The following is a 13,258-nucleotide window of genomic DNA, read 5'->3' as shown; positions in this document are numbered from 1 at the left end:
GAAGGATTACGTCACGGTCGAAGGAAATTGCCTTCTTTTCGCCACTTCATGAGTTGGCACGGCTCTTGCATCTCTCAAATGTAAATTCGAAAAATGAGGTGTTATCATGGCTGACTCAATCGTGGAGTCGAAAAATCAAATGGTAGAAAGAAAGGAAGGAATTCAAGACAATCCCTTGATAGAATTTCATTCGATCTTAAAAGAAGCGATGGATATTCTAAACTATCCTGACGAAGTGTTTGAGCTTTTAAAAGAACCATTGCGTTTTCTTGAGGTGAAAATCCCTGTTCGCATGGATGATCACACGACCAAGATTTTTCGAGGATTTCGTGCTCAGCATAATGATGCGACAGGTCCTACAAAAGGTGGCATTCGATTTCATACAGACGTTACACCAGAAGAGGTGAAAGCCTTAGCTGGTTGGATGAGCATGAAATGTGGAATTACAGGTCTTCCTTATGGAGGGGCAAAAGGGGGAATTGTGTGTGATCCTCGAACAATGAGCTTACAAGAGCTGGAACGGTTAAGCCGGGGCTATGTGAGAGCGATCAGCCAAATCGTCGGACCAACAAAGGATATTCCAGCGCCCGACGTATACACGAACTCACAGATTATGGCTTGGATGCTTGATGAATACAACTTTATTCGGGAGTTTGATAATCCAGGATTTATTACCGGAAAGCCTGTTGCTTTAGGAGGCTCAAAAGGACGCGAAACGGCTACATCAAAAGGATTACTATATACACTTCAAAAGGTGTTAGAAGTAAAGAACCTTCCCATAAAAGATTTAAAAATTATCATTCAAGGCTTTGGAAATGTAGGAAGTCATTTGGCATTGTACTTGTATGAGTTAGGAGCGAAGATCGTTGGCATCTCTGATGTGCTAGGTGGCATCTATGATGAAAAGGGCTTAGACATCCCGTATTTAATGGATAGTCGTGATTCCTTTGGAGTAGTAACGAATTTATTTAAGAAAACAATCTCAAATCAAGAATTATTAGAAAAAGAGTGTGACGTCCTTGTTCCGGCAGCCCTTGGTGGTCAGATTACGAAACGTAATGCTGAAAAGATAAAATGTCAAATTGTACTTGAAGCAGCGAATGGACCGACCACCAAGGAAGCGATAAACATACTTGAGGAAAAGGAGATCCTTGTGGTGCCAGACATATTAGCAAATTCAGGAGGAGTGATTGTCTCTTATTTTGAATGGTGCCAAAACAATCAAGGATATTATTGGTCGGAGCGAGAGGTGGATGAAAAACTAAAAGAAAAAATGGAAACCAGCTTTGAGCAAATCCTCCATGTGAGTAAAAAGTATCGTACAAACTTAAAGGTAGCTGCTTATATCGTGGGAATCCAGGCTTTAGCAGAAACGTCACAGCTTCGTGGCTGGATCAAAATATGAAAGGGGTTGGCCGGAATGGTTGAGGTGTTATTAGAAGAAAGAGAAACGCAACCCATCCATTATTATTGCTTATCGATTGGATCGCACCGCTATGATTTTACGATTGTTTATTCACATCAGTTTTTTGATAAAGCAATGGTTGTTTCTATGCAAGCGGGGAAGTGGGCGTTAATGTGCCAAGAGGATATTGACAATGAAGAGCATTGGGCTGAAAGATTAGCAATTGTTGATGTAGATATCGAGGATTGTAAGACTTTTTTTAAGATGGTGCTTAACCATAAAAGTGTATCTGATCAATATTAATCTAGGAGGGAGAGGCATGAATCACGAATTTGTTGTAAGTGCTGTTAGTGGGAAGGTAGAAGAAGTAGCGATTGAGGTTCATTCAAGAATTTATGAATGGGAAAAGTTATTTACGATTCGAACGGAAAATGGACATCTAGAAACAGTGAGCGTGGGTCTTAGTGGAGAAATCATTTCTATAGAAGTAAAAGCAGGTGACTCTATTATACCTGGCATGGTCCTAGCCTTTATTAAAGATGATTTGATTCCAACAGGGAGTGACTAATGTGTGTGGAGATGGCTGATCCATCTCCTTTTTCTTACTTATCCGAAAATTTGAAAATTAATATTTTTGCAGTATATAATTGAAAGAAAAGGATAGAAGGAGGGGGACGTTTGTTTACTTTAGAAAAAGATAAGATAAGACCCATCATCTCCATTGATTTAAATGACGATGAAGAACAATGGGAAGCATGTCTTAAACAGCATAATGAGCCCATTCTTTTTCTTAAAAAGGATGAGGAGATCATCTCCTATATTCAAATGAAAGATATTCCTCTTAGCGAAACTAGCAGTCTATCAAACATTTTTCAAGCAAAAGCAGTTCCCATGACCAACGTGTCCAAGTTAAATAACACGATTTCTGTTCCTGTTCTTTTTCAAATTATCGGCGAACCGTTTGCCCTTGTGATTGATGATCAAGGGAAGCCATCAGGTTATGTCAAACGGGAGGATGTTCTTGCACTATTATTCAAGCAAGAGCCGCATGGAAGTGTCGATTTACTAAAGGTGATATTAACCTCTATTCCAATGGGAATATTCGTTGTTGATCGAGAAAAGAAGATAATAAACTTTAATGAGTCAGGCCTGCGGATGACGAAGCTAACTTCAGAGGATGTTTCCGGAAAACCAGCTGACTCCATTTTCCACGGGGAGCATATTCACCAAGTATTTGCAGCAGGTCAAACGATATTAAATCAAATTCAGATCACTGATACCATGGGTGTTCTAGTGGATTATAGTCCGATTTTCGATTTTCATAATGAAGTAGAAGGAATTATTATTATCGTTCAAGATTTGCCGATGGTTGAGGATATGGCCATGGAAATTGAACATATCAAAAATTTGAATAAAGATTTAAATGCCATTTTATCAACGATTTATGACGAAATTTTAGTAGTAAACCATAAAGGGGAGCTGCTTCGATATAGTGAGACGTTTCTTTCCGATTTTTGGGGAGTGGAGTTAAAGGAGTTAACTGGGAAGAATCTTCTGGAGCTTGAAGGGGAAGGTCTATTCACACCGTCTGTTACCCGGTTAGTGTTGGAACAGAAGAAAAAGGTATCAATCGTTCAGGAAACAAAGAGAAATAAGCGAATTTTAGCGGTAGGTAACCCGATATTTGATGAAAATGGCAATATTGATCGTATCATTATTGCTTCAAGGGATATTACAGAGACAACAAAGTTAAAATCTGAATTACGAGAAGTGAAAAAGCAATCGGACCAATATAAGCAGGAGCTTGAAAGGATTAAAAATAAAGATCGCTTCTTTAACCGACTCATTTACTGTAGTCCCAATATGGAACAAATTATGGAGCATGTGACGAAGATTTCTCATTTTTCCTCTACGGTTCTCATTACGGGAGAATCAGGTGTAGGAAAGGAATTGATTGCGCAAGCCATTCATCAAAGTGGAAGCCGCGCAAACCAACCGTTTCTAAAGCTTAATTGTGGGGCAATTCCTGAGAATCTATTAGAAAGCGAGTTGTTTGGGTACAGCAAAGGGTCGTTTACTGGTGCTGATAAAAATGGGAAAGAGGGTTATTTTCAAAAAGCTGACCAAGGTATTTTATTTTTAGATGAAATTGGCGAAATGCCCGTTAGCCTTCAAGTAAAATTGTTACGTGTTCTTCAGGAACAAGAAGTCGTTCCAATTGGAAGTACAACTCCGATACCGATCAATGTACAAATTGTTGCAGCAACAAACAAAAAGCTAGAAAAAATGGTTCAAGAAGGAACCTTTCGTGAGGACTTATATTATCGTTTGAATGTCATTCCTATTCATGTCCCGCCTTTACGCGAACGTACAAAAGATATACCACTGTTAGCGTATCATTTTCTTCAAAGGCTGAATGAAAAATACAATAAAAACTATCATTTTACACCAGACGCATTGAATTTACTTGAAGTATACTCATGGCCAGGAAATATTCGAGAGCTTCAAAATATGATTGAACGATTAGCGGTGTCGGCTGATCATCCAGCTCTAGATGCTGATTTTGTGAATCAATTTTTATCCTTTACTAGTAATTTTAATAAAGAGAAACCAGTATTCACGAATGTCATGCCGCTTCAGGAAGCACAAGACTATATTGAGGAGCAATTAGTAATGCTAGCGATGAAGCAATATAAAACCACCACAAAAGCAGCAAAAGCACTCGGCATCAGCCAGTCCTCCGTTAGTAGAAAGTATCAAAAAATCATGAATGATAGACAAGCCAAATATGGAGAAGTCTCCTTTTAAATTGAGTGGTGCAGGCAATTGTCTGTGCCATTTTTTATATAGAAAAAGAAGTTATGCAAAATTAGCTAGGGTTATGCAAAAATGCATAACTTTTTTTATTGGGTCCTTGTAAACAAAGAGATAAGTGTTGGCACGGTTCTTGCATTACTTATAAAAAAGGAGGATTGATTAACATGCATGCATTAAGGATGTATATCAATGGCGAATGGAGAGAATCACAAAATAAAGAAACACGTGACATTTATAATCCAGCAACGGGTGAAGTGATTGCACAAGCAGCGGAAGGAACAATCGAGGATGTAAAAGAAGCCATTCAGATCGCAAAGTCCACCTTTGAAAGTGGAATATGGTCACAAACTCCTCCAGCTGAACGAGCAGCTTACTTATTTAAAATTGCAGAAAAAATGGAGGAGCGAGCAAAGGAGTTAGCCGAACTAGAAACATTAGACAATGGAAAACCATTAAGGGAAGCTAGCTTTGATGTGGCGGATGCCGCTGCATGCTTCCGTTATTATGCGGGTTTAATTACAAAGCCTAATGGTGAGACCTACCCCGTCTCCGATCCGGTGCAAGGGATCGTTGTCCGTGAGCCAGTTGGTGTTTGTGGGTTAATCGTTCCGTGGAATTATCCTTTATTATTAAGTGTTTGGAAACTAGCGCCGGCACTTGCCGCAGGAAATTCGGTGGTTTATAAACCGTCCGAAGTGACTCCAATAACTCCAACAAGATTATTTGAAATTTTTGAAGAAGTAGGTTTGCCAAAAGGTGTTGCCAATATGGTGATGGGATCTGGTGTGGTTGTTGGAAATGCAATTGCAGAGAGCGAGGACGTTGACCTTGTTTCTTTTACAGGTGGTACAAAGACAGGGAAACAAATTATGAAGGTAGCAGCAGACAGCCTTAAGAAATTATCTTTGGAGCTTGGAGGGAAATCACCCAATATTGTGTTTGCTGATGCTGACTTTGAAACAGCGGTCGATTACGCATTATTTGGTATCTACGCAGGGGCAGGACAAATTTGTGCAGCAGGTTCTCGTATTTTAGTAGAAGAAGGGATTTACGAGAAATTTGTTTCTCGCTTTGTGGAACGTGCGAATCAAATCAAGGTGGGACCAGGAAATGATCAAGAAGTAGAAATGGGTCCTTTAGTAAGCAAAGAGCATTTGGAAAGAGTTCTATCCTATATAGAGATTGGAAAGAACGAAGGAGCTCGATTGGTTTGTGGGGGCAAGCGAATTGAAAAAGAGGGTTTGCAGGACGGATACTTTGTAGAGCCTACAGTCTTTGTTGATGCAAACTTAAGTATGAGAATTGTTCAGGAGGAAATCTTTGGTCCAGTCGTTGTAATCGAAAAATTCAAAGATGAGAAGGAAGCCATTGCGTTAGCGAATGGAACCCAATATGGATTAGCTGGAGCTGTTTTTACGAAAGATGGAGCAAAGGCACTTCGAGTTGTAAAACAATTACGAGCTGGAATTACCTGGATTAATACCTTCCATAATACGTACAACGAGGCGCCATGGGGCGGATATAAGCAAAGTGGGTTTGGTCGAGCGCTTGGAACGTACGGTCTAGAAACATTCCAAGAGATTAAGCAGATTAATGTAAATTTACAAGTCGAACCAATCGGTTGGTTTTCAAAATAAAACGTGAATAGGAGAGAGCATATGAGTACAAATATTGAGAGGAAACAAGAGGAAGTAAAGGAAAAGAACGTACATCAGTACATTAAACAGGTGTTAGAAATGATAGAAAAAGAGGAGATTACGGAGGCGGAGGCCAACTGGATTTCGAAAGAAACCATCCAGCATTTCCGTGACCACGTGAATCCGGGATTCCTTGATTACCGAAAAACCGTTACAGAGGGAGGACTATCGGCAGCGGTTGAATGGTCAGATAAAGATTCCTGTTTTAAGGATGTGAATGGCAAGGAATACATTGACTGTCTTGGTGGCTTTGGTATTTACAATGTTGGTCATCGTAATGAAAAAGTCGTGAAGGCGGTTAGTGATCAATTAAAGCGTCAAGCTCTGCATAGCCAAGATTTATTAGATCCACTACGTGCGATGTTAGCAAAAATTTTAGCAGACATTACACCAGGTGATTTAAAATATTCTTTCTTTACCAATAGCGGAACGGAAAGTGTGGAGGCAGCATTAAAACTAGCCAAAATGTATAGTGACAGAACGACCTTTATTTCAACTACTCATGCTTTCCATGGGAAAAGTCTCGGGGCGCTTTCAGGAACAGCAAAAGGAGTGTTCCGTAAACCATTCTTACCTTTGATACCAGGTTTTCGCCATGTACCGTTTGGTGACATGGATATGATGAGAAAAACATTTGAAACCTGTGCACTTGTTGGAGAAGATGTGGCTGCGGTATTGTTAGAGCCGATTCAAGGGGAAGGTGGAATCATTCTACCACCTGAAGGTTACCTTCAACAGGTTCGTGAGCTATGCGACCAATATGATGCATTACTAATATTCGATGAAGTACAGACGGGTATGGGGCGTACAGGTAAAATGTTCGCATCGGACTTGTATCAAGTCGTTCCTGATATTCTTTGTCTTGCCAAAGCTTTTGGTGGGGGTGTGATGCCAGCAGGTGCCATCGTTGCAAAAGAAAAGGTGTTTAAAAGCTGGTTTGATAATCCGTTCATGCATACAACTACATTTGGTGGAAACCCACTTGCCTGTGCGGCTGCCATTGCAACGATTGACGTTCTGTTAGAAGAGAACTTACCAGCTCGTGCTGCAGAGGTAGGAGAATATTTCTTACAAGGATTAAAAGATGCTGCCGAAGGTCATGAAGATCTTGTAATGGAAATTCGAGGCCAAGGTTTGATGATCGGAATCGAATTTGAACGTGATGAAATTGGATGGGAAGTCTCGAAAGGCATGTTTGAACGAGGAATTCTTGTTGCAGGAACTCTAGTAAACTCGAAAACGATTCGAATTGAGCCTCCACTTACGATTAAATATGACGAAGTAAATACAGTTATACAAACCTTTAAAGAAGTACTACAAACCATTCGTTAAAAAATTTTAGATGTGGAAAAGGAGGGGTGCCTCCTTTTTCCATTAAGGAAGGTGTCTGATCCATGAAACAATTTGTTCAAATCAAAACGTCCATCCCGGGACCACGATCAAAGGAATTATTAGATAGAAGGAAAAGAGTTGTTCCACAAGGTATTAGCAACAATTGTGCTGCATTTGTTCATAAGGCGGAAGGAGCCTTGGTAGAGGATATTGATGGCAATATTTTTATCGACTTTGCTGGTGCTATAGGAACGATCAATGTTGGTCATTCCCACCCGAAGGTTGTTCAGGCTATAAAGGATCAAGCGGATCACTTTGTTCATACCGGATTTAATGTCATGATGTATGAATCTTATATCGAGTTGGCGGAAAAATTAACCACGCTCGCCCCCGGCAGTTTTCCCAAACAAGCGGCTTTTTTTAACAGTGGGGCAGAAGCGGTTGAAAATGCTGTGAAGATTGCTCGAAAGTATACGAAAAGACAAGGAATTGTGTCGTTTACGAGAGGGTTTCATGGACGAACGTTAATGACGATGACGATGACAAGTAAAGTAAAACCTTATAAATATGGATTTGGACCATTTGCTCCTGAGGTATATAAAGCTCCTTATCCATATGATTATCGGAAGCCAAATGGTATGAATGAAAAACAGTATACTGAATATATGATCCAGCAGTTTGAGCAATTCCTTCTTGCAGAGGTCGCTCCAGAAACGATTGCGGCAGTAGTCATGGAGCCGGTGCAGGGAGAAGGAGGATTTATCGTTCCCAATCGGGAATTTGTGCAACGTGTTTATACTATTTGTAAAGAACACGGAATATTATTTATTGCAGATGAAATTCAAACCGGCTTTGGGCGTACCGGCCGTTACTTTGCCATTGAACATTTTGGCGTAGAGCCAGATCTTCTAACAATCTCAAAGTCTATGGCAGCTGGTGTTCCAATTAGCGGAGTTATTGGCCGAGAAGAGATAATGAATGTAAGTCAGCCAGGAGAAATTGGTGGAACGTATGCGGGGAGTCCGTTAGGGTGCCAAGCTGCTCTTGCTGTCCTAAATATAATAGAGGAAGAACAATTGAATGCAAGAGCGGAACGGATTGGTAGAACAGTAATGAACAAGTTTCAACAATGGTCCGATCGATTTGAACAAGTCGATGGCATCCGTGGGTTAGGAGCGATGTGTGCGTTTGAAATTGTAAAAGATAAGACTTCTAAACAGCCAGACAAAGAACTGATTGGTAGCATTATTCGAGAGGCCACCAATAGAGGATTGCTGTTACTCAGCGCAGGGATATTTGGCAATGTGATTAGACTATTAATGCCTTTAACAATCTCTGATGATCAACTTCATGAAGGATTATTGATCTTAGAAGAATCTTTAGAAGCAGTTTTAACTCCCCAATATATATAAAGAGAGGGTTAGCGGATGAGTTCGAATATCGCTTTTCATAAAAAGCAGTTATACAAAATGTATATTAATGGCCAATGGATCGGGGATGAGTGTGAGACATTCATCAATGTTATGAACCCCGCAACCAATGAAGTGATCGGGATGATTCCTAATGGAGGAACGCCCGAAGCAAAGGCTGCTGTAGATGCCGCCCATCTAGCGTTTAAAACTTGGTCCAAAAAAACGGCAGACGAACGCAGTCAGCTACTCATGAAATGGTTCCACCTCATTGATGAGCATAAAGTCGAAATTGGCACAGTGATGACGATGGAGCAAGGAAAGCCAGTAAATGAGGCAATCGGTGAAGTGAATTATGCCAATAGTTTTCTCTCTTGGTATGCAGAAGAAGGAAAGAGAATCTATGGAGAAACCATTCCGGCCACACATCCAAACAAACGGATTTTAATTAGAAAAGAACCGGTTGGGGTTGTTGCAGCGATTACTCCATGGAATTTTCCAGCGGCCATGATCACGAGAAAGGTAGCCCCTGCACTTGCAGCTGGCTGTACGGTGGTGGTGAAGCCCGCTCAGCAAACACCTCTAACCGCTCTGAAACTAGCAGAATTAGCAGAAAAAGCAGGCATTCCAGCTGGTGTGTTTAACGTGGTAACTGGAAAATCAAAAGAAATTGGTGATGCTTGGTTAAAGGATTCGCGCGTTCGTAAACTTACCTTTACAGGTTCCACTGAAGTTGGAAAGGTACTAATGAGAGGTGCTGCTGAGACGGTGAAGAAGATTTCGCTAGAATTAGGTGGAAATGCACCTTTTATCGTCATGGACGATGCAGATTTAGAGAAAGCAGCCAAGGGACTACTAGCCTCGAAGTTTCGTAATGCCGGCCAAACTTGTATTTGTACGAATCGTATCTACGTACAAGAAAGAATCCTTGAGCCATTTGTCGAGCTTTTTAAAGAGGAACTAAGCAAGCTGAAAATCGGTAACGGTATGGAAGAAGGCATTGATATAGGACCGCTTATTGACCAACCAGCGGTAAATAAAGTAAATGAAATTCTTGACGATGCGATTCATAAAGGCGGAAAGATTGTGTTTCAAGGAGATAAGTATGAGGGGGAAGAAGGATTTTTCTTTCCACCTACGATTCTTACAAATGTAAATGATCAAATGATGTGTGTGGAAGAAGAAATCTTTGGACCACTAGCCGCGATTGCTACTTTTAAAACTGAAGAGGAAGTGATTGAAAGAGCCAATAATACCGTTTACGGCTTAGCTGCTTATGTGTTCACTGAAAATTTAAGTCGCGCTTTCCGAATAAGTGAAGAACTTGAATACGGAATTATCGGCTTAAATGATGGACTTCCATCAACGGCACAAGCGCCATTTGGAGGATATAAAGAAAGTGGTTTAGGCCGAGAAGGGGGCCATCACGGACTAGAAGAGTTTCTAGAAGTAAAATATATTTCAATTGGACTAAATATATAAAGCATGACCAAAAACCTGGATTCCATTTGGAACCAGGTTTTTTCATGCTGATATGTACAGTATGCAAAATTGAATGGATTATGCAGAAATGATTTCTAAGTAGGCAGGAAAAAGTGGTAGGATTACAGAAAATTGAGAATATTAAATCTGGCACGGAATTTGCAATAAGAAAATAGGAATCTATTTTTTATTGAAAGAGGGATGATAATGAAAGAAAAGAAACAGCCTTCACTAGCAGTTGCTTTGATCCCGATCGGAGCCATGATTGTATTTTTATTTACAGGTATTTTCATGTTTGAAGCAGATCCTCATATTCCACTCTTGCTCAGCGCCACTGTGGCATCAGTCGTATCTATTTATTTAGGATATACTTGGCGAGAGCTTGAACAAGGTGTTATCAAAGCTGTCTCTCTTGCACTCCAAGCGTTACTTATTTTAATGATTATTGGAACGATTATCGGAACATGGTTAGCAGGAGGAATTGTTCCGACCATGATTTATTATGGATTAGATATTCTATCTCCCACCTATTTCCTTCCCGCTGCTGCCATCATTTGTAGTGTAGTAGCAATTGCTTCGGGGAATGCATGGACAGCAGCTGGTACAATTGGGATTGCCATTATGGGAGTGGGAATTGGATTAGGAATGAATCCTGCTATGGTGGCTGGTGCTGTCATTTCTGGATGTTACTTTGGAGATAAAATCTCTCCTCTGTCCGAAACAACGAATATGGCACCTGGAATCACAGGTGTTCAACTATTTGATCATATTCGTCATATGCTCTATACAACGATACCTGCACTTGTACTGTCAGTTATCATTTACTTTTTTATAGGCCTTACATTCAAAGGAAAAGGACCTGGAGTGAGTGATATTGCTACACTTCAACAAGAATTATCGGATATTTTCATTATCAGTCCCTGGTTACTTCTTATTCCAGTTATAGTTCTTGGGATCATTGCTTTGAAAACTCCAGCAATTCCCGGTCTTGTCATAGGGTCGATTCTAGGTGGGATGGTTGCCATCATAGTTCAGGGAGAAACAATCGGCAGTGTTTTATCTATTATGGTATACGGCTTTGAAATGGAAACTGGAAATGAAGTGTTAGATAACTTGCTTAACAATGGTGGAACGGAAGCGATGATGTACACCGTATCGCTCGTTATGATTGCGATGAGCTTTGGGGGGATTTTAGAAACGAGTGGAATCATGAATACGATTGTGACAAGCCTGTTGAAAATGGCCAAATCAACAGGCAGTTTAATTACAACAACGGTAGCAACCTGTATTACAGCTAATATCGTCGCTTGTGATCAGTACTTATCGATTCTACTTCCTGGAAGAATGTACTTAACCGCCTACCGTAAGCGTGAACTCCATCCAAAGAACTTATCTCGAACGCTAGAAGATGCGGGGACAATGACCTCTCCACTTGTTCCTTGGAATACATGTGGTGCATTTATGACCGCCACTCTTGGAGTATCTACCTTTCAATATGCACCGTATGCATTGCTTTGTATTATCAGCCCGATTATAGCCATTATTTACGCATATACAGGATTTACAATTGAGAAGCTTCCGAAAGACAATAGAATGGAAGAGCAGGTTACAGAAAATAATGAAGTAAGCGTAATGTTATAATGAAGAAAACTGTAGATGGCTGTCTACAGTTTTTTCTATGTGTGAGCGTTCGAATAAAGTGGATAATAAGGTACGGTAAGATAAAACTATAATCCGGAAGCGTTTAACTTTTCATTTAAGACAATCTTTATTAAAATTAACAATGAAAAACAATTTCTTCCAAGGTTATCAAGTAAATCTTTCGAAAAAGGAGAATGAATATGAACTTTGTAACGTTGAACAACGGATTAAAAATGCCACAGCTAGGTTTCGGTGTCTGGCAAGTAAAAGATGATGAGGCTACTGCTGCTGTAACTGCGGCAATTGAAGCGGGTTACCGTTCCATCGATACAGCTATGATCTATGGAAACGAAGAGGGTGTCGGAAAAGCGATTAAAGAATCCAACGTACCTCGCGAAGAATTATTCATTACAACGAAAGTTTGGAATAGTGACCAAGGTTACGAAAGCACCATACAAGCTTTTGATTTAAGTCTAGAGAAATTAGGTCTTGATTATATTGATTTATACTTAATTCACTGGCCAACACCAGAGTACGATACATATGTTGAGACGTTTAAGGCGATGGAAAAGCTATATCATGAAGGCAAAGTAAAAGCCATTGGTGTATGTAACTTTGAAATTGAGCATTTAGAAAGACTTCTTAACGAATGTGAAGTTAAGCCAGTCCTAAATCAAATTGAATGTCATCCATATTTAGCACAAAACGAATTGAAAGAGTTTTGCGCTAAGCATGATATCTTTGTAGAAGCGTGGAGCCCCCTTGATCAAGGGGGAGAAGTGCTACAAGATGATGTGATTATTAACCTAGCTGAATCACATAGAAAGACGCCTGCTCAAGTTGTTTTAAGATGGCATTTACAAAATAATTCAATCGTTATACCTAAGTCTGTTACACCTTCTAGAATTCAAGAAAACATTGATGTATTTGATTTTGAGCTTTCCTCACAGGAAATGGATCAAATCAATGGAATCAATCGTAACCGACGCAAAGGTCCAAATCCAAACGATTTTAACAAAAGATAATAACGGGTAACGACTGTTCCGTTTTTCGGGTGTTTTATTTTTAAAGACATAAGAAAAGACTTTATGCATTGGCATATGTCTTTTCTTTATTTATCAAGGTTTCTATGACATTCCATTAACTTTGATTCCCACGTACAGGAATTAAAAGGGCACGCGCTTATCTGTTGGGCGATCATGTTATGCACCGGAGCTGATAAATAGACGGAGGGATTCCGCTTAATTAGTAAATACGATAAAAAATAGCTCAAATAGACGGAGGAATTCCGGCTATTGACTCGAAAAACGTAAAAATGGGGAGTTTTGCTATCCATAAGCGGAAAATCTCCACTAGCATTGCATATGTATCCACAGGCAAAAAAATATATTTAAATAGCCCCTTTCTAATTGATAGGGGGCTATTTTTATGGACGAAAGCAAAAAAATCTCCTAAAGTAGAAGCTGAACCCACGT

General features: G+C 39.9%; 10 protein-coding genes. All 10 read left to right on the top strand.

All coding sequences use genetic code 11. The features are described 5' to 3' along the window. Nucleotides 1–106 precede the first annotated feature (106 nt). The 10 genes from ACFFHF_RS06100 to ACFFHF_RS06055 all read left to right on the top strand — a co-directional run bounded on the left by ACFFHF_RS06100 (nt 107) and on the right by ACFFHF_RS06055 (nt 12,808). The gene (locus tag ACFFHF_RS06100) at nt 107–1,405 is read left to right on the top strand and encodes a Glu/Leu/Phe/Val family dehydrogenase (protein WP_377057712.1); all 1,299 of its coding nucleotides are present in this window, start codon (nt 107–109) and stop codon (nt 1,403–1,405) included. A gap of 15 nt (nt 1,406–1,420) precedes the next feature. Then, nucleotides 1,421–1,708 (top strand): SAV0927 family protein, encoded by a 288-nt coding sequence (locus tag ACFFHF_RS06095; RefSeq protein WP_160548241.1) that lies wholly within the window; start codon nt 1,421–1,423, stop codon nt 1,706–1,708. Nucleotides 1,709–1,724: 16 nt separating this feature from the next. Continuing rightward, nucleotides 1,725–1,973, top strand: a complete 249-nt coding sequence (locus tag ACFFHF_RS06090) for a biotin/lipoyl attachment domain-containing protein (RefSeq protein WP_160548242.1) — start codon at nt 1,725–1,727, stop codon at nt 1,971–1,973. 110 nt (nt 1,974–2,083) lie between these two features. Then, nucleotides 2,084–4,213 (top strand): sigma 54-interacting transcriptional regulator, encoded by a 2,130-nt coding sequence (locus tag ACFFHF_RS06085; protein ID WP_340905355.1) that lies wholly within the window; start codon nt 2,084–2,086, stop codon nt 4,211–4,213. 173 nt (nt 4,214–4,386) lie between these two features. After that, nucleotides 4,387–5,859: an aldehyde dehydrogenase family protein gene (locus tag ACFFHF_RS06080; RefSeq protein WP_377057710.1), complete on the top strand. Its 1,473-nt coding sequence runs from the start codon at nt 4,387–4,389 to the stop codon at nt 5,857–5,859. A 21-nt stretch (nt 5,860–5,880) separates the two neighbouring features. Further along, nucleotides 5,881–7,251: a putrescine aminotransferase gene (locus tag ACFFHF_RS06075; RefSeq protein ID WP_377057709.1), complete on the top strand. Its 1,371-nt coding sequence runs from the start codon at nt 5,881–5,883 to the stop codon at nt 7,249–7,251. Between the two features lie 62 nt (nt 7,252–7,313). After that, nucleotides 7,314–8,663, top strand: a complete 1,350-nt coding sequence (gene gabT / locus ACFFHF_RS06070) for a 4-aminobutyrate--2-oxoglutarate transaminase (protein ID WP_160548246.1) — start codon at nt 7,314–7,316, stop codon at nt 8,661–8,663. A 15-nt stretch (nt 8,664–8,678) separates the two neighbouring features. Then, complete coding sequence (locus ACFFHF_RS06065) at nt 8,679–10,142, top strand: NAD-dependent succinate-semialdehyde dehydrogenase (RefSeq protein ID WP_377057708.1); 1,464 nt, start codon at nt 8,679–8,681, stop codon at nt 10,140–10,142. A 207-nt stretch (nt 10,143–10,349) separates the two neighbouring features. Then, a complete protein-coding gene (nhaC, locus tag ACFFHF_RS06060) occupies nt 10,350–11,783 on the top strand; it encodes a Na+/H+ antiporter NhaC (protein ID WP_160548247.1) in 1,434 nt (477 codons plus the stop codon). Between the two features lie 200 nt (nt 11,784–11,983). Beyond that, a complete protein-coding gene (locus tag ACFFHF_RS06055; protein ID WP_377057707.1) occupies nt 11,984–12,808 on the top strand; it encodes an aldo/keto reductase in 825 nt (274 codons plus the stop codon). Nucleotides 12,809–13,258 lie beyond the last annotated feature (450 nt).

This window comes from Robertmurraya beringensis (assembly GCF_042433785.1).
Classification (GTDB): domain Bacteria; phylum Bacillota; class Bacilli; order Bacillales; family Cytobacillaceae; genus Robertmurraya_A; species Robertmurraya_A beringensis.
Note: the sequence above shows the minus strand (reverse complement) of the source record. Positions and strands in the feature narration are given on the sequence as shown.

Excerpts from the sequence above, each read along its gene's own strand:
- nhaC (WP_160548247.1), top strand. The coding sequence starts at position 10,350 with ATGAAAGAAAAGAAACAGCCTTCACTAGCAGTTGCTTTGATCCCGATC.
- ACFFHF_RS06075 (WP_377057709.1), top strand. The coding sequence starts at position 5,881 with ATGAGTACAAATATTGAGAGGAAACAAGAGGAAGTAAAGGAAAAGAAC.
- ACFFHF_RS06095 (WP_160548241.1), top strand. The coding sequence starts at position 1,421 with ATGGTTGAGGTGTTATTAGAAGAAAGAGAAACGCAACCCATCCATTAT.
- gabT (WP_160548246.1), top strand. The coding sequence starts at position 7,314 with ATGAAACAATTTGTTCAAATCAAAACGTCCATCCCGGGACCACGATCA.
- ACFFHF_RS06065 (WP_377057708.1), top strand. The coding sequence starts at position 8,679 with ATGAGTTCGAATATCGCTTTTCATAAAAAGCAGTTATACAAAATGTAT.
- ACFFHF_RS06055 (WP_377057707.1), top strand. The coding sequence starts at position 11,984 with ATGAACTTTGTAACGTTGAACAACGGATTAAAAATGCCACAGCTAGGT.
- ACFFHF_RS06090 (WP_160548242.1), top strand. The coding sequence starts at position 1,725 with ATGAATCACGAATTTGTTGTAAGTGCTGTTAGTGGGAAGGTAGAAGAA.
- ACFFHF_RS06080 (WP_377057710.1), top strand. The coding sequence starts at position 4,387 with ATGCATGCATTAAGGATGTATATCAATGGCGAATGGAGAGAATCACAA.
- ACFFHF_RS06100 (WP_377057712.1), top strand. The coding sequence starts at position 107 with ATGGCTGACTCAATCGTGGAGTCGAAAAATCAAATGGTAGAAAGAAAG.